At 43.0% G+C, this 21,110-nt stretch carries 23 protein-coding genes and 1 other annotated feature; of the genes, 3 read left to right on the top strand and 20 right to left on the bottom strand.

The features are described 5' to 3' along the window. Positions 1-204: 204 nt before the first annotated feature. The 10 genes from pheA to Q8G36_RS03000 form a co-directional block, all read right to left on the bottom strand. Positions 205-1,080: a prephenate dehydratase gene (pheA, locus tag Q8G36_RS03045; protein WP_305158922.1), complete on the bottom strand. Its 876-nt coding sequence runs from the start codon at positions 1,078-1,080 to the stop codon at positions 205-207. Between the two features lie 666 nt (positions 1,081-1,746). Then, a complete protein-coding gene (locus Q8G36_RS03040; RefSeq protein WP_076364968.1) occupies positions 1,747-2,196 on the bottom strand; it encodes an ACT domain-containing protein in 450 nt (149 codons plus the stop codon). Positions 2,197-2,236: 40 nt separating this feature from the next. After that, on the bottom strand, positions 2,237-3,526 hold the full coding sequence (gene obgE, locus Q8G36_RS03035; RefSeq protein ID WP_305158921.1) for a GTPase ObgE: 1,290 nt from the start codon (positions 3,524-3,526) through the stop codon (positions 2,237-2,239). A gap of 48 nt (positions 3,527-3,574) precedes the next feature. Beyond that, a complete protein-coding gene (locus tag Q8G36_RS03030; protein ID WP_305158920.1) occupies positions 3,575-4,114 on the bottom strand; it encodes a Spo0B domain-containing protein in 540 nt (179 codons plus the stop codon). Between the two features lie 538 nt (positions 4,115-4,652). Next, positions 4,653-4,943 carry a 50S ribosomal protein L27 gene (rpmA, locus tag Q8G36_RS03025; protein ID WP_061143474.1) on the bottom strand — a complete coding sequence of 97 codons (291 nt, stop codon included), beginning with the start codon at positions 4,941-4,943 and terminating at the stop codon, positions 4,653-4,655. A gap of 12 nt (positions 4,944-4,955) precedes the next feature. Next, positions 4,956-5,288 (bottom strand): ribosomal-processing cysteine protease Prp, encoded by a 333-nt coding sequence (locus Q8G36_RS03020; RefSeq protein ID WP_101222784.1) that lies wholly within the window; start codon positions 5,286-5,288, stop codon positions 4,956-4,958. Positions 5,289-5,301: 13 nt separating this feature from the next. Further along, on the bottom strand, positions 5,302-5,610 hold the full coding sequence (gene rplU / locus Q8G36_RS03015; RefSeq protein ID WP_034308849.1) for a 50S ribosomal protein L21: 309 nt from the start codon (positions 5,608-5,610) through the stop codon (positions 5,302-5,304). Between the two features lie 13 nt (positions 5,611-5,623). After that, positions 5,624-5,707, bottom strand: a sequence feature (ribosomal protein L21 leader region). 75 nt (positions 5,708-5,782) lie between these two features. Continuing rightward, positions 5,783-7,255 carry an Rne/Rng family ribonuclease gene (locus tag Q8G36_RS03010; protein ID WP_305159032.1) on the bottom strand — a complete coding sequence of 491 codons (1,473 nt, stop codon included), beginning with the start codon at positions 7,253-7,255 and terminating at the stop codon, positions 5,783-5,785. A 42-nt stretch (positions 7,256-7,297) separates the two neighbouring features. Further along, positions 7,298-8,164 carry a M50 family metallopeptidase gene (locus Q8G36_RS03005; RefSeq protein ID WP_305158919.1) on the bottom strand — a complete coding sequence of 289 codons (867 nt, stop codon included), beginning with the start codon at positions 8,162-8,164 and terminating at the stop codon, positions 7,298-7,300. After that, positions 8,157-8,906, bottom strand: a complete 750-nt coding sequence (locus Q8G36_RS03000) for a M23 family metallopeptidase (RefSeq protein ID WP_305158918.1) — start codon at positions 8,904-8,906, stop codon at positions 8,157-8,159. The genes Q8G36_RS03005 and Q8G36_RS03000 overlap by 8 nt, the downstream gene beginning before the upstream one ends. A gap of 258 nt (positions 8,907-9,164) precedes the next feature. Between Q8G36_RS03000 and Q8G36_RS02995 the strand changes: the two genes are divergently transcribed. Further along, positions 9,165-9,608 carry a S1 domain-containing RNA-binding protein gene (locus tag Q8G36_RS02995; RefSeq protein ID WP_034308861.1) on the top strand — a complete coding sequence of 148 codons (444 nt, stop codon included), beginning with the start codon at positions 9,165-9,167 and terminating at the stop codon, positions 9,606-9,608. 128 nt (positions 9,609-9,736) lie between these two features. Here Q8G36_RS02995 and minD read toward each other — a convergent pair whose 3' ends face one another. The 10 genes from minD to Q8G36_RS02945 all read right to left on the bottom strand — a co-directional run bounded on the left by minD (position 9,737) and on the right by Q8G36_RS02945 (position 19,211). Next, the gene (gene minD, locus Q8G36_RS02990; RefSeq protein WP_305158917.1) at positions 9,737-10,540 is read right to left on the bottom strand and encodes a septum site-determining protein MinD; all 804 of its coding nucleotides are present in this window, start codon (positions 10,538-10,540) and stop codon (positions 9,737-9,739) included. 2 nt (positions 10,541-10,542) lie between these two features. Beyond that, the gene (gene minC, locus Q8G36_RS02985) at positions 10,543-11,226 is read right to left on the bottom strand and encodes a septum site-determining protein MinC (RefSeq protein WP_305158916.1); all 684 of its coding nucleotides are present in this window, start codon (positions 11,224-11,226) and stop codon (positions 10,543-10,545) included. Between the two features lie 116 nt (positions 11,227-11,342). Further along, entirely contained in the window at positions 11,343-11,861 is a 519-nt protein-coding gene (gene mreD, locus Q8G36_RS02980; protein WP_305158915.1) for a rod shape-determining protein MreD, read from the bottom strand. Then, the gene (mreC, locus tag Q8G36_RS02975) at positions 11,858-12,730 is read right to left on the bottom strand and encodes a rod shape-determining protein MreC (RefSeq protein ID WP_034308869.1); all 873 of its coding nucleotides are present in this window, start codon (positions 12,728-12,730) and stop codon (positions 11,858-11,860) included. Before mreC ends, mreD begins: the two co-directional genes overlap by 4 nt. Before the next feature lie 117 nt (positions 12,731-12,847). Continuing rightward, positions 12,848-13,867 carry a rod shape-determining protein gene (locus tag Q8G36_RS02970; RefSeq protein ID WP_034308871.1) on the bottom strand — a complete coding sequence of 340 codons (1,020 nt, stop codon included), beginning with the start codon at positions 13,865-13,867 and terminating at the stop codon, positions 12,848-12,850. A gap of 148 nt (positions 13,868-14,015) precedes the next feature. Then, positions 14,016-14,690 (bottom strand): RadC family protein, encoded by a 675-nt coding sequence (gene radC / locus Q8G36_RS02965; protein WP_305159031.1) that lies wholly within the window; start codon positions 14,688-14,690, stop codon positions 14,016-14,018. A 59-nt stretch (positions 14,691-14,749) separates the two neighbouring features. Continuing rightward, positions 14,750-15,319, bottom strand: coding sequence for a Maf family protein (locus Q8G36_RS02960; RefSeq protein ID WP_192205958.1), 570 nt, complete (start codon positions 15,317-15,319; stop codon positions 14,750-14,752). Between the two features lie 191 nt (positions 15,320-15,510). After that, complete coding sequence (locus Q8G36_RS02955; protein WP_305158914.1) at positions 15,511-16,497, bottom strand: hypothetical protein; 987 nt, start codon at positions 16,495-16,497, stop codon at positions 15,511-15,513. A 307-nt stretch (positions 16,498-16,804) separates the two neighbouring features. Continuing rightward, the gene (locus Q8G36_RS02950) at positions 16,805-17,557 is read right to left on the bottom strand and encodes a prepilin peptidase (protein ID WP_305158913.1); all 753 of its coding nucleotides are present in this window, start codon (positions 17,555-17,557) and stop codon (positions 16,805-16,807) included. A 364-nt stretch (positions 17,558-17,921) separates the two neighbouring features. Then, positions 17,922-19,211 (bottom strand): bifunctional folylpolyglutamate synthase/dihydrofolate synthase, encoded by a 1,290-nt coding sequence (locus Q8G36_RS02945; RefSeq protein WP_305158912.1) that lies wholly within the window; start codon positions 19,209-19,211, stop codon positions 17,922-17,924. A gap of 97 nt (positions 19,212-19,308) precedes the next feature. Here Q8G36_RS02945 and Q8G36_RS02940 point away from each other — a divergent pair, with 97 nt between their 5' ends. Both Q8G36_RS02940 and Q8G36_RS02935 read left to right on the top strand, forming a co-directional pair. After that, a complete protein-coding gene (locus Q8G36_RS02940) occupies positions 19,309-20,220 on the top strand; it encodes an ATP-grasp domain-containing protein (RefSeq protein ID WP_305158911.1) in 912 nt (303 codons plus the stop codon). Next, on the top strand, positions 20,217-21,059 hold the full coding sequence (locus Q8G36_RS02935; protein ID WP_305158910.1) for an ATP-grasp domain-containing protein: 843 nt from the start codon (positions 20,217-20,219) through the stop codon (positions 21,057-21,059). Before Q8G36_RS02940 ends, Q8G36_RS02935 begins: the two co-directional genes overlap by 4 nt. Positions 21,060-21,110 lie beyond the last annotated feature (51 nt).

Raw genomic sequence — 21,110 nt, 5'->3', positions numbered from 1 at the left:
TCTTTTCCTGCCTATTCCTATATATTTCATAAAATGACTGTCAACCATTTTAGGAACTTGTACGCAAGCGAAATCAAACCTTAACGAAAAACTCCATAAAAAAATGCCCCGGAAATACACCCGGGGCACGCTTATTATTCATTGTATATAACTTGACTGAGGCTGTACCATTTATCACTTTTGAAAAATTTCACAAATGATAAATCATCGTTGCGGTACACCATTTTGGACTTTAAAGCATGAATAGCTTCCCATGATCGAAACCGTACATCCTAAGGCCTCGAGCTCAGATATCGCTCCTGGGATGAGGACATCGTCAAGGGGCATTTCTATGTCGATGATGAAAAAGTAATTGCCTAATCCTGTTTTCATGGGTCTTGATTCAATCTTGGAAAGGTTAAGTTTCCTCCAGGAAAAAGCGGAAAGTACTTGGTGCAGCTGCCCTGAGTGGTCGGCAGGCAGCTGAATCATCAAGGTCGTTTTCTTGTCCCCTTCAACGGTCAAATGCCCTTCATAGTCGACTTCACTGTTGGATACGACGATAAACTTGGTGTGATTATGTTCGTAATCGTGAATATTTTGTTTTGCAATCGTCAAACCGTACTCCTTAGCAGCCATATCATTTGCAATCGCAGCAATATTGATATCGGGATTCTCCATCACCATCTTCGCAGCGGCTGCAGTGGATGTTACATACTCATATGGAATGCCCCTTAGCTCATTATGTAGAAATTTGCGGCATTGAGCGATGGCATGGGAATGCGAATAAACCATGTCAGGTTTGAAACCAGGATATGCATGATCGGGATGCACCATATAATGCTGTTGGATCGGAATCGTCACTTCGCCTTTCATCGGTAATGTGACTTCATGGACTAAGTAATCCATCGTTATATTTACCGAACCCTCCAAAGCATTCTCGATCGGCACGAGCGCGTGATTCACTTCCCCGTCCCGAACTGCATCAAGGCAGTCCGGAATCGTGTTCATCGGTATTTTTATATCATTAGGAAATAGTCGCGATACAGCTAAATCCGTGAACGTTGCTTTTGGTCCAAGAAATGCAATTTTTGATGTCATATTATAAACTCCTTCACGGAAAATCTATGTTTATGTTATGCCATTTTCTGATTTTTTACAATAGTTAATCGTTAATTTCCTCTTACAAATGAAAACAGCCTGTAGACAAACCCGATAATAAATGAGTTTGTCTTCAGGCTGTTTTAGGTTTTTAAACTTTGACCGTTGATTTCCACTCCAGGCACTCGCTTTCCGCGGGCGGTCCGGGAGCCTCCTCGGCGCCATTGCGCCTGCGGGGTCTTCCCTTGGACGCACTTTTCCCGCAGGAGTCTCGTACCTTACGTTCCAATCAACTTTGTCTTTTCAGCGAGATCAATTTAAAATGATTACTAGAGCCCGTTGGTCTTTAGGTTACGGTTTCCATGATAAATCCTCACTTCTCTACGTTCGGCAAAAATTATGAGCCACGCTTTAAAGATACTGACCTGTTTTTATCCGCATCTTAATGAAAGCTTCCGGATTATTTCGTGGTGCTACCATCGTCTCCCAACACAAATCCATTACTGCCTGCGCCGCATGAAACGAATAGGTGAACTGTTTTGTTCGTTCACCTTTCACATAGTAGCCACTCTCAGAATCAGTTGGAAAAGGTTTCAGAATGAGACCAATTCGAAACCTTTAGTCTACAAACTAACAGCCTGTACATGTGAAATGTACAGGCTGTTTTCATGCGCCATTACCAATGATTTCGACCTTTTCGACGAACTCCATTTTACGCAGTTTAGTAAGCAGATCATCAATATCCATCGTCATCCCACCCGTATTCAGGGATAGGGTGACATTTGCACGTCCCTGCAAAGGGATCGTTTGGTGGATGGTCATGATGTTGCATCCGGATGAGGCGACGAGCCGTAAGAGCTCCGATAGAGTACCAGAACGATCTTCGAGATAGAAGAACAGTGTAATCAGCTTTTCCTTAACAACTGTATGAAACGGAAAAACCGTGTCACGGTATTTGTAAAAAGCACTCCTGCTTAGGTCCACCCGCTGTACCGCTTCCCAAACTGATTCTGCTTTTCCCCGTTCAATCATTTCTTTTGCATCCAGCGTTTTTTTCATCGCTTCGGGAAGGACATCCTCTCGAACGAGGAAAAACTTCTGATCGGCCTTATTCAAACTCCGCACGCCTCCTTTTGCCTGCCATCATGGTTTACAATCAATCAACAAATTCAAATTCATATTCAAGGATACGGACGATATCGCCATTTGTCGCACCTTTTTGGCGAAGGCCTTCGTCGACTCCGAATGAACGAAGCTGTCTGGCGAAACGACGTATAGACTCTTCACGGGTGAAGTCAGTCATTTTGAATAGACGCTCGATCTTGAATCCTGATACCGCAAAACTGCCATCGGATTCGCGTTCAATGTTAAATTCATCCGACTGTGATGTATGTTTATATAGAACACGGTGAATTCCAGTATTCTCTTCTTCATGCTCAAGAGGGAACTCAGGAGTCTCTTCGATTTTATCGGCAATTGCATAAAGAAGCTCACGGATCCCTTCACGCGTTACGGCAGAAATCGGGAAGATAGGAAAGTCTTCTTCCAGTTTTTCTTTGAATGCCGCCAAATTATCTGCTGAGTCCGGCATATCCATTTTACTTGCTACAATGATTTGCGGACGTTCAGTCAAGCGCAGGTTATACTCTTCCAACTCTTTATTGATTGTTTGGTAGTCTTCATATGGATCCCGGCCTTCAAGACCCGACATATCGATTACATGAACGATTACCCTCGTTCTTTCAATATGGCGCAGGAATTGATGTCCAAGGCCCACTCCTTCTGAAGCACCTTCGATCAGACCAGGTAAATCGGCCATGACGAAGCTGCGGTGATCTTCCGTTTCCACCATTCCGAGGTTCGGTACGATCGTCGTAAAATGGTATTCGGCAATTTTAGGCCTTGCTGCAGATACGACAGAAAGCAAAGTGGATTTCCCCACACTTGGGAAACCAACCAAACCGACATCAGCCAATAGTTTCAATTCCATGACTATATCGCGTTCTTGGCCCGGTTCGCCGTTCTCCGCGATTTCAGGTGCAGGATTGGCAGGTGTGGCAAAACGGGAATTCCCCCGGCCTCCGCGGCCACCTTTGGCAATAATGGCGCGTTGCCCGTGCTCGACTAAATCAGCAATGACTTCCTTCGTTTTATCATCAATGACAACCGTGCCAGGTGGAACCTTGATGACCATATCCTTGGCAGCCGCACCATGCATGTTTTTGGACATGCCATGTTCTCCGCGAGGTGCCTTAAAGTGACGTTGATAACGGAAATCCATTAATGTACGCAAGCCCTCTTCCACTTCAAAAACGACATTGGCTCCATTACCGCCATCTCCGCCGGCAGGTCCGCCTTTAGGTATGAATTTCTCACGACGATAAGCAACTATCCCGTTACCACCGTCTCCGCCTTTTACATAGACTTTCGTTTGATCGACAAACATGCTATCACTTCCTTGTTTTCTGCAAGTCATTTCTTGCTGTATACTTCTCTAAAAGTTAATATCCATCTTAAAAAATATTTCATTCTCATTACATTCAAGAATTTCAATTGATTGCTCGGCCGTTAATGAACTTTTCAAAAACTCGATCACTGGGGATTGATCAATGAACCTGCCTTGCATATGAAATGAACAGTGCATATCGCTCACTTCGTTTTTACACATGGAAACAGCCAGTATATTTTCAAAAAACGGGTCCAGATTCTTATCCAGAATTTTGAAGAAATCGTTTGTCCAGCGATACATCAGCCCGTCCATTTCAGTTGAGCCTTCAAAAATATCAATGATTTCATATTCGCAATAAAATGAGCCATTATTCCAATTCGACGTCAACAGCATCTCGGTGAACTTAGGTAAATTCAAACTGGAGAGGCGTGCTTCATTCTGGGTTTCAACAATGATTTCATCAATGATGCCCTTGACACGATCAATTCTGTTCAACTCCAGATTCCCTTTGATGATTTGAATTTTATTCAGCCAGTCATGCCTGGTTTGACGCAGCGTTTCAATAGTCGTCCAATTTTTATCCATTATTAACACCTTCAATTATGATAAAGAAACTTTTTTCAGCTCTATCATGTTGAATACTTCCATTTGTACAGTATATCAAAAAAACAACAAACAGGAAATGAAGCTCGATTCACATGCCTTCACATGAAAGCCCCCGTCCAAAAAATACAGCCGCACACCCTGTGTTCTTTGGACGATGGTAGAGCCATTTGAACAAAAAAAGAGAATGGGCCTTATTTATGCACCAATTGGAGATATTATACTTGAATTGGAGTGTCTATTTGGTTTAACCAAATCGAATGGATGAGTAATCCTGGATTTCCCCCCTGAAAGTTTAAGAAAGCCCGCCGATTGGCGAGCCTTTTGTAAGTCAGAGGTTGTTTTCCTTATACTAATGACTAAAGTCTCCTGCAAAATGCTGGTTCGTTCCTATAGTATAAATAAAGGGCCGGACCCCTTCATCACTATATAGCATACCATTATTAAAAATGACGCGGTATATAGTGTCTTGTAGAAGGAATCAGACCCTTTTGAGTCAGCCTCTGTTCAAAGATGCCAATTATGCTTCTTGTGCAACTGGATATACGCTTACTTTTTTACGGTCACGTCCGAAACGTTCGAATTTAACAACACCGTCTACTTTAGCGTATAGAGTATCGTCTCCACCACGGCCTACGTTCTCACCAGGATAGATTTTTGTTCCGCGTTGACGGTAAAGGATAGAACCACCAGATACGAATTGACCATCTGCACGTTTAGCGCCAAGACGCTTGGAGATTGAGTCACGTCCGTTCTTTGTAGAACCTACTCCTTTTTTCGAAGCGAAGAACTGAAGATTTAATCTTAACATTTGTTCCACCTCCTATTGGTTGAGGATAATTTTCATGTATTTACCATAATCACGTTCGATGGTTTGCAGCGATATGAGCATGCCGTTCAAAAGCAGCTGAACCTTCTCTTCCGATTCCGGCGAAAGATTCCCCGGAATGACGCAGCGAAGATAGCCGCCTTCTCGCCCTTGCTCAATCTCAGGCTCTACGTCCGTTAAGGACATGATCGCATTGACTGCCCCGAAGGATACAGCCGATACACCTGCACAAACGATATCGGAACCTTTTTTAGCAAAATTAGCATGTCCGCTTAAGGTGAACGAAGCAATCCGTTCCTGCGGAGCATCAAATACAACTTTAATCATCTAGAATCAGCCCTTACGCGTTGATTGCTTCGATAACAACTTTTGTGTATGGTTGACGATGACCTTGTTTTTTACGATTGTTCTTCTTCGCTTTGTATTTGAAAACAGTGATTTTCTTTTGCTTACCTTGTTTTTCGACAGTACCTGTTACAGTAGCGCCTTCAACTAGTGGAGCACCGACTTTCACGTCTTCGCCACCTACGAATAAAACTTTGTCAAATGTAACAGTTTCGCCTGCTTCTGCGTTTAATTTTTCAATGTAAACCGCTTCGCCAGCTGCTACTTTAATTTGTTTACCGCCAGTTTCGATAATTGCGTACATACTTGCACCTCCTTAAATGTCTCAGACTCGCCAATCACAGGCGTTTTACCAGAAAGGCAAAAGCTTAAAACCTGTTGTTGAGCGGTTGTAGCACGGGTGCTACAAACATAACATTAAAATCCTAACATGAAACAGGAAAGGCTGTCAATATATTTATAAGAATTCCCGCTCTTCACCCGAATGCCCGCCCGATTTCCTGAAGGCTTCCGAAGCGCTTGATAGAATAGGCATTCGTCGAACCTGGGATAAAAGATAGGAATATCTTTTTAGCGATCAATTCCTCCAGTGTCGGCCGATATGATTCCTTTTCACCCAGCAGCACGTCCGCCACCGCTTTACTGACCTCCACCCAGACCGCTTCATCATCCGTCTTCCTGTGTTCCAGCAGTTCCCGTTCCAACCGGAAGGCCACCGTTTCAGGGCTCTCGATTTTACCGCTTCCACTGCACACGGGGCAAGGCACCGACATCATTTCACTTAAAGACGGGGAGGTTCGCTTTCTCGTCATTTGTAAAATGCCCAATTCCGTAAAGCCGATGACCTGGATTCGCCTCTCATCCCTCACCGCTTCCTTTTTGACGATTTCGATGATTTCCTGCTCATGCCGTGAATTGTCCATATTGATGAAATCTATCAAGATGATTCCGCTGATATTCCTCAATCTCAGTTGCCGTGCTACCTCTTTAGCCGCAGCCTGATTAACCGCAAACAATGTTGCTTCCTTGGCCACCTTGCCGGTGAACTTACCTGAATTGACATCGATTACGGTGAAAGCTTCCGTTTCTTCAAAAATTAAATATCCGCCATTCTCAAGCCAAACGATTTTCTTGGCCATTTTCTCAACTTGCGCTTCCACATTCCATTCGGAAAAAATATTCTTCGGACCAGATACATGGGATATTACCCACTCCTTACGGTTTTCCTGTATCCACTTTTTCAACTCCCGATAAGCCTCGAAATCATCGATGGCAAGTTCCCCGGTCGCCGTTCCCGACATTTCAGAAATGATCATGTCAAGGTATGTGTCCCTCTCATAGAGAAGGGACGGGGCCTTGAGGGACGCAGCCTTAACTTCAAGCTCTTTATGGAGCTCCCGCAATCCAGTTAACCTGTCAAGGAAGACCGATTCACTTTCGTTCTCCATCGAAGTGCGGACAATCAATCCCTCATCAGGATTTTTATACTGCAAAGCCGTTTCCCGCCACTGCTTATGAAGATCATCGTTTTTGAATTTCTTTGAAACACCAACATAATCTATTCCATGTATGTATACGAGGGAATCTGTTGAAAACTCGATCAGCCCAGTCAATTTAGCTCCTTTGGTGCCCGTTTCATCCCGAGTCACCTGAACGAGCAGCTTTTCTCCCTGACGGACAAATTGACCGATGGATGCTTTCCCTTCACTTTTTTTTGTCAGCTGGAAAGAGGGAATCTCGTCACGGTGTAAAAAACCATTCTTCTCTGCACCATAATCAATGAAGACGGCATCCATTCCCGGTAACACCTTCGTCACCTTCCCAAGATAAATATTACCGACCGTACTGCGCTTTTGAGGCGGCATGATTTCAAGTTTACGTAAAACACCATTCTCAAGTACGGCCACTCTTTTTTCGCGTGAAGCTAGGTTCGCGATCATTTTTTTCATCAAAAAAAATCCTCTCCTCAATTTGAAGAAAGGATAACATATTTAATAAGAATATAATAGGTCGCCGATTTTCCCGTTTGTCATTTTCTCTGAAAAATAGGCGTGAAGGATTTCCGTTTCATCCAGCGAGCCGCTCTCTTTCCCGTTTTTCATGATGATGACTGGGTGTTTACAACCGCGTTGAAACAGTTCCAGCACTTTATAAATCGGTTCTTGTGAATCCACCGAAATCGGCTTCAATTTCGCCAAATCATTCGTATGCCCGTAATGGCGCTGCAAAAGAAAGCGGATGAACGCATAATACCTTTGCCGCCATTCCATGACGAGTGAGAGACTTATGAAAAAGATGATGAGCCAGATGTTCAAATTGAGCGGATCCAGAATGAGCCAGGTCAAAAAAGCCAGGACAGCGAATACTGCTGAAAAGTGAAGTGTATGTTTCTGCGCTTCCAGAAAGGTGCAGTATAGGGATACACCGATGAATAGCAACCGTCCCCCGTCCAAGGGCCAAATTGGCAGCAGATTAAAAATCAGCAGCATAAGATTCATATACAAAAAGGGCTGATACAGCTCATATGGGATAATAGTAAAGAAATAGAGCAAAAAAGCTGCACCAATGAGCCAAACATGTTGAAGCGGACCGGCAAGCACCACCGCCAAATCCTCCTTCAAACTCTTATTTCCATATTCCTCAGTCTCGACAGCCCCGCCAAAAGGAAGCAGCTGGATTGACTTTATCCGCCATTTGAAGTGCTGGGCACAGACGGCATGCCCCATTTCATGAATGAAGACGATGAGCAACAGCATCATCACTTCAACGAAATGGGCAGTGAGGATGGCGATGCCAATGACAAACCACAATGTCGGGTGCACCCTGACTTTAAGCAGTAATTTCCCATATTCACTCAAAGGAAATCACCTTGTTAGGATCGACGAAAGCGTCATTTTCTTTTATCGCTAAATAAAATCTGCCCTTGGATCCATCTTCACTTAGTGTAACCTGTCCGACTTCATTGCCCTTTTTAACGAACTCATACAATTTCACATCAATTCCTTCCAGCTGCCCATACCAAGATTCACTTTTATTGGCATGCTGAATGACGACCGTCTTTCCAATCCCCTCCTTTTCACCGGCAAAAATGACTACCCCTTCATTAACGGCCTCGACCTTTGAGCCTTTGCCCGTTTCCAATATGATTCCCTCACCGTTCGTCTCGAAGCTTTGGGTAATCTTCGCAGAGGCTGGCCTTGCATATTCTTCATTCGAATCAACAGTTTCCGTATCAGCTTCATTCGGTAAAAAAGCGATTGGTTTACCAAACGCACTTTCGTACCAATTGGAGATTGAAGCGAACTGAAATTCCTTGTTCATGTTCTCCGTGACAAAACTTCTGGCAGGGTCCAGCCGCACAGATGGGTGTTTGAACATCACCGCGATAATCAGGAACAGGCATACACTGGCAAGGATTTTAAAGAAAAAATATTCTTTCTTGAAGAGCGGATGATCTTTCTCGGAATACCCGTTATATGAATCAACCCCATATGGTTCCTCATTATTGATCTCCGTCCAACTACTGCTTCCTGCCGGTTTATCATTAAACTTACGTCTCTTGGCGATACGATTTCGGATATCTTTCCTGCGATCATCCATTCCAGATTTCCCCCCTGCTCATGTCAAAGCGCTATATTACAACGTATGAGCAACTTGTCCTGACTATGACGGTGAAAATATTTTCTTTCTGCACATCCCTGAAAAAAATTTTTTCAATGAAAAATCATCCGGAAACTTATGAATTTCCAAGGAGATTCGGGTATCGATTCAGAAAATCGAATAATTGAGATTGATATTGTTCCCCTGAATTTGTTATAATAAAGTGGTTTTAACATTATCGAGGGGGAACATTTTTTTATGTCAATCGAAATAGGCAGCAAAGTACAAGGTAAAGTAACAGGTATCACTAATTTTGGAGCATTCGTAGAATTACCAGGAGGCTCAACAGGTCTTGTGCATATCAGTGAGGTAGCAGATAGCTATGTAAAAGACGTAAATGACCATCTTAAAGTAGGCGACCAAATTGAAGTAAAAGTGATTAGTGAGAAAGACGGAAAAACTGCCTTGTCCATCAAAAAGGCTATAGATAGACCCGAAGGGCAAACCTCTTCTTATACCAAACGCCCACCACGCCAAGGGGATAGCCGTTCTAAAGATTTTCGTTCAAAAGGTAATTTCCAGCCAAAGGAAAATTTCGAAGATAAAATGGTTCGCTTTTTAAAGACTAGTGAAGAAAATTTATCGACTCTTAAACGCAGCACTGAATCAAAACGCGGCGGCAGAGGCGGAAGACGCGGATAACCCGCTGCATTTTAGCATATAGATCAGGCAAGCCAGTTATATGGCTTGCCTTTTTTATTTTACAGTTCCGGGCAAAAAAAAAAGCGAGGGCATCAAATTCTCCCCGCTTCTTAATATGGAATATAGATTTACCGCACGCTAAAGAATTTTTTCAATTTGGACATGAAGCCCTTTGGTTCGCCGCCAATTGGAGTCAAGGGCACAGATTCACCAAGGATCCTTCTGGCAATGTTCCGATAGGCAAGCGAAACTCTATTGTCCGGATTATAGGCAATGGGTTCCTTTTTATTAGCTGCCACTATGACTTGGTCATCATCAGGAATGACGCCGATCAAATCAATCTTAAGAAAATCGGCAACTCCATCGATATCCATTTCTTCATCCTCATGAAGCAAATGGCCGCGTATTCGGTTGATGATCAATTGAGGCGGTTCAATATGCTCTTCTTTTTCAAGCAGGCCAATAATACGGTCAGCATCCCTTACAGCCGGTCTCTCTGCAGTCGTAACGATGATCGCCTTGTCTGCCCCAGCTATGGCATTCCTGAAGCCCTGTTCAATGCCTGCAGGGCAATCAATGATGACATAATCATAGTCAGGCTTCATATCGCTTATGAGTTTCCTCATCTGCTCTTCATTCACCACTGTTTTATCACTATTTTGCGGAGCTGGAAGCAGATAAAGCAAATCTTCGAAATGTTTATCTTTAATAAGCGCTTGATGTAGCTTACAGCGCCCTTCGACCACATCGACCAAATCATAGATGATGCGATTCTCCAATCCCATGATCACATCCAAATTCCGAAGACCAATATCTGTATCAATCAAGCAAACCTTTTTGCCTAGAAGAGCTAAAGATGTTCCTAAATTGGCGGAGGTGGTCGTTTTCCCGACACCACCCTTACCGGATGTTATAACTATTGCCTCTCCCACGATTAGAGACCCCCTTCTAATCTATTTAAATTAGGTCTATATTTCTTTAAAACTTGCAGTTTTTCTATAATGATATTTTCATCTTCATCCATGAAGGCACATTCCAAGTCATGTCCCCATTTTGTATATTGATCAGGAGATAAATTCACTTGTCCGGCAATGCGCAGCTGGGCAGGCTTCATGACAGAGGCAGCTATAATGGCTTCATTATTCCCTTTATATCCGGCATGGGCTATTCCCTTTAGCTGTCCCATGATATATATATTGCCACCCGCACGAACCGTTCCGTCGGGATTGACATCCCCAATCAGCAGTAAGTCTCCGGGAACTTCAAAAACCTGTCCCGACCTTATCACCTTGGTCACGGTCGTCACTTGGTTTTCATCTTTCCATCGTTTCGCTTCATCCTTCGTCAGCACATTCGAAATAATTTCATCTACGAAAAGCTTCTTCTTTTTATGGATGACCTCTTTAATCTTTTCTTCTTGTTGTTCATCAAGATAGCGGTTCCCTGTATGTACTTTTACGGAAATGGACGGGTCATTTTCTTGAAACTGATAGTTTGCCGAAAGCTTCACTTCTAACTCTTTCAATAACTCGGAAAATGAGCAAGAATCATCGAGATGAAGCATAAACCCGTCTTTTGTTCCCTTAATCATGACATTTTGCTGAATTCTTTTATTCATGACGTTTGTTTCACCTCAATGAAATATAATTCGACATAGGAAAACAAATTTCCTTTTTCTACGTACACGGAAAAGAGAAAATACATGTCCCACCTGCTTCTTAAGACACAGGAACGTTATTCCGTTTCTCCTTGCAAATCAAGCTTTTCAATCATTCTCTTTAAAGGATAGCAGCTGATAATAATGAATGCTAGATTCAATAATAATGTCGGAATCAATCTCCGTTCCGCAAATTCACCAAATCCCATATCTGCAAAAGATAGGATGATATTCATCTCAAAGATGACAACCTCTAAAACTGCCGTGAATAAAAGCGCAGTAAGGCAGGCAACCAATATATTATTTTGCAGGATTTTCATGCATTTCGATATCAGATAGGCAAGAAAAGGCAGCAGGAACATGTAAGTACCAAGGATTTCCGTATATACAACATCATAAGTCAACCCAAGGATCGCCCCATAAAGCATACCCATTTTCCTGGACCCGTACATGGTTAGGAAAAAAACGAAAATCATCATGAAATGGGGCACGAGGATTTTATCGGCCCCGAATGCATCTCCAGCGAACATCTGGGCGAAGATGCTTTCAAAAACAAAAAAAACCAAGGCTATAAAAGAAAGGATGAAATATCTCACTCAGCTTCATCCTCCCCTTCACTTTCTTTCGGTACACCGTCCACTTCGCGCTGAACGACCATAACATTATTAATATCATAAAAATCCGTCGATGGTTCAATATATGCGGTCTGGTTCAATCCATATTGATCCACTTTGACATCGACAACTTTCCCGATCAGCAGGCCTTTCGGAAAGATCCCTCCATAACCGGATGTGATGACCAATGAATTTTTCTTGATCTTTTTATCATATGGAATCCGTTTCATCAGCAAAAGGTTCTTCTTATCATCGAATCCTTCAATCAAGCCATATGCTTTATCATCACCTTGAACGATGGCGGAGACACGATTGGCTTTATCGATCGAACTTAAAAGTTGAACCGAGGCCGTGAAATCCGTCGCTGATTTCACCTTACCGACTAACCCATTGGACGTGATGACAGCCATGTTTTTTTCTACCCCATTACGCTTCCCTTTATTAATCGTCAGCATTTCATGCCACCGGTCGGGATTACGTCCAATGACCGTCGCCTGAGTGGGCGAATACTTCCGCAGGTCATCTTCTTTTTTGAGGTTATCGCGAAGTTCTTCGTTTTCTTCCTTTAAATCTTGGACTTGTGTTTTCAATAATACATATTCATCCAAGCGGGCTTTCAATTTTTTGTTTTCATCGTATGTATGTTGAAGGTCTTTTAAGCCCCCTACAAAACCTGTTATACCCGATACTGGCTTATTAAACACATTTCCGACCCAGCCTGTCGTATCTTTCAGGAATTGCTCCGGCCAAGTCAACTCTTCTCTCTCCCTTAATGAAAAACCGATCAATGCCACGAGAACGATAATACTAACGAGCAAGAGAAGGAGTTTTTTATTAAAAAACTGTGGCATGGTGATTACACCTCTATCTAAAATTTACTCTATGGATTTAATTAAACAGCAAAACATAAGAAAAACCGGCTCAAAATTGCACCTTTTGTTGAGCCGGCCCTATTTGAGAAGTAATGCTTATCGCGAATCTCTTGATTTAGTCTTGAATAAATGAATGTGGTCCAGCGCTTTTCCCGTTCCGATCGCAACACAATCCAGCGGATTTTCAGCGATGATCACCGGCATTTGCGTTTCTTCACTGATGACTTTATCCAAATTGCGCAGCAAAGCCCCCCCGCCTGTCAGTACAATGCCTCTGTCCATGATGTCAGCAGCTAATTCAGGTGGTGTTTTCTCTAAAGTGTTTTTCACGGAATCCACAATTGCAGAAACTGTGTCGCTTAATGCTTTGGATATTTCCTCAGCTGTAATTTCGATCGTTTTCGGTAATCCAGTCAATAGGTCACGGCCGCGAATTTCCATGTTTTCTACGCCTTCCGTGTCTCCAGCAGAACCAATTTCCATTTTGATCGCTTCAGCAGTACGCTCACCGATCATCAAATTGTAGTTCTTACGGATGTAAACGATAATGGCATCATCCATTTCGTCACCGGCAATTCGGATCGATTGGCTTGTAACGATTCCGCCAAGGGAAATGATTGCCACTTCCGTCGTTCCTCCGCCGATGTCAACGACCATGCTGCCTGTAGGCTCCCAAACAGGAAGGTCCGCACCGATCGCTGCTGCAAACGGTTCTTCGATCGGATATGCGTCACGGGCTCCAGCTTGTCTAGCCGCATCGATGACTGCACGCTGCTCAACTGCCGTAATTCCTGAAGGCACACAAATCATGACATATGGCTTGTTGCCGAATACGCCCTTCTTTTGAGCTTCCTTCATATAATACTTCATCATGGTAGCCGTCGTTTCATAATCGGCAATTACTCCATCCTTCATCGGGCGAAGTGCAACCACGTTACCGGGTGTACGGCCGATCATGTTTTTCGCATCGTTCCCGACTGCAACGATTTGCTTTGTATCTGTTTGCACAGCTACAACCGATGGTTCACGTACTGCGATACCTTTTCCTTTCACATAGACAAGCGTATTCGCCGTTCCTAAATCAATCCCTATATCTCTAGCGCCAATTCCAAACATTATGGTATCTCCCTTTCGTAAACAAAAATGCCTTTTTATAAGTTCAAATAATAATTTGTCGTTTTTTGACAATAAGAGTTTTGAAAAAGTTTCCTCTTTTAAAAATCATAAACAATATTATATCGTATCGTCAAAAATTTTGATAGTGTCATAAATAACCTTTTTCCTTCAAACTAACATATTTATGCTCCCCGATGATGATATGGTCCAATACTTCAATCCCGATTATTTTACCACATTCGACTAACCTTTTCGTCACTTCAATATCTTCTCTGCTGGGAGAGGGGTCTCCGGAGGGGTGGTTATGAAGACAGATGATAGAGGCAGCGGACCTTTTGAAAGCCTCTTTAAAGACCTCGCGCGGATGCACGATCGAGGCATTGAGGCTGCCGATGAATACCGTAGTTTTTTGAAGCACTTGATTTTTCGTATTTAAATAGAGACAGACGAAATGTTCCTGTGATAAAAACCGCATTTCTTCCATGCAATAATTAGCTCCATCTTCAGGAGATCGAATCACATAACGGTCTTGATCATTCAACTTGTTAATTCTCCTGCCAAGTTCGACAGAGGCCAGGATTTGAATCGCTTTTGCTTCACCAATCCCTTTAATCACGGTCAGTTCTTCAACAGAGGCTTCTTTTAGCAGGCGCAGGCCCTTGAAGGAATTGATGAGCCTGCCGGATAGTTGCAGGACTGATTCCTCCCTTGACCCCGTCCTCAATAGCAAAGCAATCAATTCCTGATTGGAGAGACTTTGCGGCCCGTCCTGCAGAAACCTTTCGCGCGGCCTCTCTTCTTTCGGGTAATCCCGTATTAACATTTTTTCACTCAAAAGATCAACCCTTCCTTAGAAAAGGGTAGATGCCAGAGGAAATCAGATTATCCTAACTCTTCCTGCATCGCTTTAAGTTCCCGGGCCAGTCTTGAGACCGGAAGCCCGACGACTGAGAAATAGTCCCCTTTGATTTGTTCGACAAGAAGAGATCCGTATCCTTGAATCCCATAGCCTCCAGCTTTGTCAAAAGGTTCCCCGCTATCCAGATAACGTTCGATTTCAGCTTCTGGCAGCTCCCAAAATGTCACTTCCGTTTTTTCTGCGAATACTCTGCGATGCTTGCCGAATAGGATGGCGACACCTGTGTATACTTCATGTGTCCGTCCTGATAACATTTCCAGCATTCTTTTTCCATCCGCCCGGCTTGTCGGCTTACCCAATATCTCACCATCAAGGACAACAACGGTATCCGAGCCGATTACCCAGCTTTCCTGAAATTTTGCTGCGATGGCTTCCGCTTTACGGGAGGCCAGTTCTTTCACCGCTGCATCAGGACACATGTTTTCATCAATACTTTCATCGACATTGGAATTCATGCTTTCAAAGGGGATTTGAAGAAATTGAAGAAGTTCTTTACGACGTGGTGATGAAGAAGCTAAAATCAATGGCTGCATAATATAAAAGTCACCTTTCTCTACATAGGGAGATACATATCTATCCTATCAAATTATGGTGCAATCCACAATTATTGTTTACTAGGAATCGACAAATGCCTGTAAGTATTTCCCGGAAAATAAAAAAGGTGTCACAGATGGTTTCATATTGGGGAGCTTGTCCTATCAGGCAGCCCCCCTTTTTTCTTTACTTAACTCGATATGTTTTGGTAATTCAATAAAAAACCAAGAAGACTTTCTTGAGCCTTGAATAGCTTTTCTTCATTTTTGGAAGTCTCATATTCGTCAATCGACTTTGCGGCAGCAGTCAAGTGATCGTTCATATTCGAAAACTCCGGCGATAATTTCACCGCCTTCAGTTCATCCATGTTTTTTTTAAGGGTTCCTTCGTTTACCGTCCCTTCCTTTCCACGAAGCTTTGTTGCGGATGTCTCTGCCAACGAAGCATATACTGCCTTCATCTTGTTGAGGGTTTCCTCATCTTCTTGGCTTGTCCCAGCCGCTTCAAAATTGATTTCCTTCCAATATACGTCCACATCATAGGACTTTAAGAACAAGGCCAGCTCCTTACTTGCATCTAGACTCTCTGCCGATCCCAAGAATAGATAATAGCTTTCTTCCAAGTTGAAAATTTCAGCAGGAACCTGCTTTTCCATGATTTTCTTTTGTATTTGCCTTGCCGCGTCCTCGCTGCTGAATACTCCTCCCTGTACAAGGAATGTCTTTAGCTGGTTTCCTGGTTCAGTCACTGCCGCTTTTTTATCCTCAACAGTGGCTTCTGTTGGAATCGAGGTCTCGATCGAAGATACTTCGGCTTTTTCCTTAGTAATCGTTTTAACGGCAATCAAGCCAAGAATCGACCCAAAAAAAACAGCACAAATGACAGCGATCATGAATGTCTTGATCGGTCTTTTATCCAAACTTTTCAGCGAACCGGTACCAAAACCGATGAACTTCGGCATTTTCCTCTTTGGCGGTGAGGGAACCAATACGATTTTGTTTTCGTTTGAATCCTCAGGGAGTATCCATTCGAAACTCTCATCTGTGTGTTCCTGTTCCTGTTCCTGCTCCTGCTCCTTACTCGCCGCCTCTTGACTTTCAATCTTTTTATCGGCAAATACTTTTTCTTCCCCATTTATTTTAATCGTTACACCCTTGCTTTGTTCCGGCTTGCCCAATTTTTTTCCTCCCCTCCAGATCATTTTTCTCATCCTAACATAGAGGTAAAAAAAAATAACAAGACTTTTGTCGTCTTGTCATTAATAGGTTTCGTCAAATTTCCCTATTCATATATGGGTAACCAAAAGGGAATTCCAGGTACTGGTACTTCTGGTTCATGAACTATTCAATATCGCCTCTCACCAATTACATATATTCCTCTTCCATGTCATCTACACTTGCAGCCAAATGGGGATAGTTCCCTACTGCGTTATTGCTCAGGTGATTTTTGACAAATTCCTCTTGAATTAAGATGGTCCTTTAAGCTCATCTTAAAAAAGTTACATACCAATGTAAAAGGGAATCGCCCCAAAAGTAAGCGGTCAATGTCCCAAAAACGATATACGGTCCGAAAGGAATAAGTGTTTTCTTTTTTAGGATTCCGGCCAGCAACCCGATGATGCCAAGGAATGCCCCATAAAAGCACGCAAAAAGAAACGATAACAGCACCATCTTCAATCCCAATACAAGGCCAATCACTGCAAATAGCTTGATATCACCGCCACCCATGCCACCCTTACTCACGACAGCGATCAATAACAGCAGACTAAAGCCAACCGCTGCCCCGACAATTGAATCCCACCAGGGCGACAGTGGAAATGAGACTCTTAAAACGATAAAAATCACCGTAAAGAAAAGCAGTATTTTGTCAGGTATGAGCATATAGGCTACATCAGTCACGAAGATGATCATAAATAATGAAATCAATGTCCAGCCAATCAAGAGTTCGTTCGACCAGCCAAGGAATATGGGAGCAGAGGCAAACAAAACACCGGTCAGCATTTCCACTGCCGGATAAAGCGGGGAAATCCTTGTTTTACAGCCGCGGCATTTTCCGTCTTGCAACAAATAGGAAATAACCGGTATCAACTCGAAGAATGTCAATGTACGCCCGCAAGAAGGGCAGGCGGAGCGACGATTCGCAAATGAATGACTAGCTGGAACACTTAAACCGACAACGTTAAAGAATGAGCCTAAAATTAGGCCCAAGACGAAGAGATAGATATGGATTGCCATCATTTACACAAAGTGCATGAGGATCCGATTGCCTTCCTTTGAAACCTTAATATAAAAGTCCCTTCCGCTATGTAATGAACACTTGGGTTCTTCATGATCATTCATACCTCCCGTCATTTTATTAAGTAGACCTACTATTCATCAGTCATATAGAATCAATATATAAACATATTTTAACAAATATACTTGGTGATTTGTTATCAATCACTCTATTAGATTTTTTCCTTTCTTTTCAAGAGACTCTGTTAACAAGAGAAAAGGACCTTTGAAAAAATCCTTTTTCAGGTTACTCATTAAGTTGATCATTCACTAGTTCTCTCTGCATAGTAGAAGGAAAGATGATTAGTCCACCGGTAAAGGCATCCCTTTAGGCATCTTCTCTGATTAAGAACTCCCTCACAAGTGATAGGAAATGAAGGGACCCTGTGATGACAAGAATCTCTTTTTCCCCTGTTTTCCTTCTGCCTTCCGTAATCGCCGCCTGCCAATCCTTGTTTATACTTTTATTGGGATGACTGTATTTTTCATAAAGCGTTTCCGCATCCGCCGCCCGTTCATGGTCGAATTCGGTAATGATGATTTCCATCGCTTCCGTTTCCAGTCCATGAAGCATCTCGGAATAATTTTTATCTTTAAATGAACTGAATACGAATCGGTACTTATAGTCGGGGTAATGCACTTTTAGCGTTTCCTTCAGTACGTCGATGCCGGCAGGATTATGTGCACCATCAATGATCACCAAGGGCTCATCCGATATTATTTCAAAGCGGCCATCCCATTTCGCTTCCACTATTCCTTTAAGTATGCTTTTTTCATCGATATTTTCCATTCCTAATGTGACAGCTGCAATGGCCAGTGCCGCATTCTCCATTTGATGACGGCCTAACATCCGCATTTCCACATTTTCGATGGACCTGTCGGCAAGCGAAAATGTGAAACTTTGCCCTCGTTCACTTTGCTTTATATTGCCTACATGAAAGTCTTTACCTAATTGGTAATAAGGTACGCCTAAAGATGACGCTTTTTCTTCGATTACTTTTGCTGGTTCCCCGGCTGTGACTCCGCTGATGATCGGCGCCCCGCTTTTAATGATGCCCGCCTTCTCAAAAGCAATTTCCCCAAGTGTGTTACCCAGGATGTTCGTATGTTCCAAAGAAATCGAGGTAATGATCGAAAGAAACGGCTGGATGACATTCGTTGTATCAAGCCTGCCTCCCAAACCCGTTTCCATCAAAACCAAATCCACTTCCTTTTCGCTAAAATAAGAGAATGCCATCGCAGTCAAAATTTCGAATTGAGTGGGACCATTCCCCTTACTGTCCATCTCTTGGATGATCGGCCAAAGCTTCCGGAAGACAGCGATAAAATCCTTATCACTGATTTCATCCTCATTTATCTTCAGCTGTTCATTCATCCGCATTAAATAAGGCGAAGTGAAGGAAGCGACCCGAATCCCTTGGGCAAGCAGGATTTCTTTAATATATTGCAGTGTTGATCCTTTCCCGTTAGATCCTGCAAGATGAATATACTTTAGCGCCTTGTGCGGGTCACCTATTTCAGTTAACAATGTTTCCATCCGTGATAGACCAAAATTCATGCCCAATTGAACTTGGCGCCGTTCAAAAAAATGATTGATTTCTTTCATGGTCGTTACCATATCGTTGAACCTCCTCTTTCTTTATACCGCTCTTATGCGTTAAGATTATTTTATCAATATATGAACGATTAACCTAGATGAAAGGTAGTGTTTTACCATGAAACCTTCAGAATTCCACTGTTGGATTGTCGTTAACGGCTATTTACAGCATGATAAGTTTTCCAGTTTAGCTTTGTTCATTAAAGAGGCGGCTGAAAGGAAAGATATCATGGCAACCCTTATCCGCAATTCAGATCTCATTCCCATAATCGAAAAAGGAGTGCCACTGCTTAAAGGAACCTTTGAAAAGCTGCCTGATTTTGTTCTGTTCATGGATAAAGACATTCATTTGGCCCGCCATTTGGAATTGCTCGGCATCCCCGTATATAACAGCAGTACAGCGATCGATATTTGCGACAGCAAAGCAAAAACACATCAAGCATTAACCGGGCATGGCATACCGATGCCGAAAACCTTATTTCCCCCTTTTACGTACGAAGGGATTGAAAGGGTCAATATGGATGCCTTCATACAAATCGGCAATGAACTTGGGTATCCCCTTATCGTTAAGGAAGCATACGGTTCTTTTGGGGAACAAGTATATTTGATCCAAACAGAGGATGAGTTACTAAAGACCATCCGTAATCTTGGCCACAAACCATTTATCATCCAGGAATTCATCGAGCACAGTAAAGGTCGGGATATTCGTGTGAATGTCGTGGGCAATCAAGTCATAGCAGCGATGCAACGCCATTCCGAGCAAGACTTCCGAGCTAATATGACTGCCGGGGGGCAGGCTGCACCATATATACCCACCAGTGAAGAAGCACAGCTTGCCATCCGATGTGCGCAAATTCTGGGTGCCGACTTCGCTGGCGTCGATTTGTTGTTCGGTGAAGAAGGTCCGCTCTTGTGCGAAGTGAATTCGAATTCGCATTTACTGAATATTTATGAATGTACAGGCATCAACATCGCTGATAGCATGTTCGATTATATCTTGAAAGAATTAGGAAAAGGAAGTGCATCATGAAAAAACAGTCAGGCTGGTTGATTTATAACCGTGAGGATGCCGTGAAAAATAAGGGATACATAGATTGGATGCTTGACGAAGCCAGTAAGCTTGATCTTGATTTACACTTTCACTTCCGGGAAGACCTTAGGATCGGTCATCGTTTCAACGAGTTGTACGTCGAATATGAGACGCAGCCAATTTCATTGCCAGACTTTGCTATCGTCCGGACCATCGACCCTTTTTTTACAAAGCAACTGGAGCAACTGGGGATTGCTTGCTTTAATTCCTCCTTCGTATCGGAAATCGCGAATGACAAAGCAAAGACGCATCAATATTTGTCTTCGCTGGGGATTCCAATGGCCGATACCGTATATTGTAACGGAAGGCCGAGTGCCGATGACATGGAGTTCCCTTTCATCGCAAAAGAAACACGTGGCCGCGGCGGGAAACAAGTATATCTAATCGAGCATGCCGATGATCTTGCCGAACTGAATGATGGAAATTGGATAGTCCAAAAACCTGGCTTATTCGGTAAAGATATCCGCGTCTTTGTAATTGGTAAAAAGGTGAAGGCTGCTGTACTTAGGGAATCCGCTTCCAGTTTCAAGGCAAATTATACGTTGGGCGGATCGGCTTCTCTATATGAGCTGACTGCATCTGAATTAGCCCTTGTTGAAAGAGTAATGAGGTCGTTTGATTTTGGCTTGGTCGGTATCGATTTCATATTTGCCGAAGATGGCAGCCTCATGCTCAACGAAATCGAGGATGTCGTCGGCAGCCGGACATTAAGTGCACTAAGTGATATGAATATCGTATGGGAGTTCCTTACATTCATAAAAGAAAGAATATCCTCCTAACGGAATATTTTTCTTAAATAGCGTTTAAACACAAAAAGGATGAACCGGCTT

The sequence above is a fragment of the Peribacillus frigoritolerans genome (assembly GCF_030676415.1).
In the GTDB taxonomy this organism is placed as follows: domain Bacteria; phylum Bacillota; class Bacilli; order Bacillales; family DSM-1321; genus Peribacillus; species Peribacillus frigoritolerans_A.
Note: the sequence above shows the minus strand (reverse complement) of the source record. Positions and strands in the feature narration are given on the sequence as shown.

What these genes read in the sequence shown, in the direction of transcription:
- pheA (WP_305158922.1), bottom strand. Translation starts at nt 1,080, where the DNA reads ATGACATCAAAAATTGCATTTCTTGGACCAAAAGCAACGTTCACGGAT.
- obgE (WP_305158921.1), bottom strand. Translation starts at nt 3,526, where the DNA reads ATGTTTGTCGATCAAACGAAAGTCTATGTAAAAGGCGGAGACGGTGGT.
- Q8G36_RS03030 (WP_305158920.1), bottom strand. Translation starts at nt 4,114, where the DNA reads ATGGATAAAAATTGGACGACTATTGAAACGCTGCGTCAAACCAGGCAT.
- rpmA (WP_061143474.1), bottom strand. Translation starts at nt 4,943, where the DNA reads ATGTTAAGATTAAATCTTCAGTTCTTCGCTTCGAAAAAAGGAGTAGGT.
- Q8G36_RS03020 (WP_101222784.1), bottom strand. Translation starts at nt 5,288, where the DNA reads ATGATTAAAGTTGTATTTGATGCTCCGCAGGAACGGATTGCTTCGTTC.
- rplU (WP_034308849.1), bottom strand. Translation starts at nt 5,610, where the DNA reads ATGTACGCAATTATCGAAACTGGCGGTAAACAAATTAAAGTAGCAGCT.
- Q8G36_RS03010 (WP_305159032.1), bottom strand. Translation starts at nt 7,255, where the DNA reads ATGAAAAAAATGATCGCGAACCTAGCTTCACGCGAAAAAAGAGTGGCC.
- Q8G36_RS03000 (WP_305158918.1), bottom strand. Translation starts at nt 8,906, where the DNA reads ATGGATGATCGCAGGAAAGATATCCGAAATCGTATCGCCAAGAGACGT.
- Q8G36_RS02995 (WP_034308861.1), top strand. Translation starts at nt 9,165, where the DNA reads ATGTCAATCGAAATAGGCAGCAAAGTACAAGGTAAAGTAACAGGTATC.
- minC (WP_305158916.1), bottom strand. Translation starts at nt 11,226, where the DNA reads ATGAATAAAAGAATTCAGCAAAATGTCATGATTAAGGGAACAAAAGAC.
- mreC (WP_034308869.1), bottom strand. Translation starts at nt 12,730, where the DNA reads ATGCCACAGTTTTTTAATAAAAAACTCCTTCTCTTGCTCGTTAGTATT.
- Q8G36_RS02970 (WP_034308871.1), bottom strand. Translation starts at nt 13,867, where the DNA reads ATGTTTGGAATTGGCGCTAGAGATATAGGGATTGATTTAGGAACGGCG.
- radC (WP_305159031.1), bottom strand. Translation starts at nt 14,690, where the DNA reads ATGTTAATACGGGATTACCCGAAAGAAGAGAGGCCGCGCGAAAGGTTT.
- Q8G36_RS02960 (WP_192205958.1), bottom strand. Translation starts at nt 15,319, where the DNA reads ATGCAGCCATTGATTTTAGCTTCTTCATCACCACGTCGTAAAGAACTT.
- Q8G36_RS02950 (WP_305158913.1), bottom strand. Translation starts at nt 17,557, where the DNA reads ATGATGGCAATCCATATCTATCTCTTCGTCTTGGGCCTAATTTTAGGC.
- Q8G36_RS02945 (WP_305158912.1), bottom strand. Translation starts at nt 19,211, where the DNA reads ATGGTAACGACCATGAAAGAAATCAATCATTTTTTTGAACGGCGCCAA.
- Q8G36_RS02940 (WP_305158911.1), top strand. Translation starts at nt 19,309, where the DNA reads ATGAAACCTTCAGAATTCCACTGTTGGATTGTCGTTAACGGCTATTTA.
- Q8G36_RS02935 (WP_305158910.1), top strand. Translation starts at nt 20,217, where the DNA reads ATGAAAAAACAGTCAGGCTGGTTGATTTATAACCGTGAGGATGCCGTG.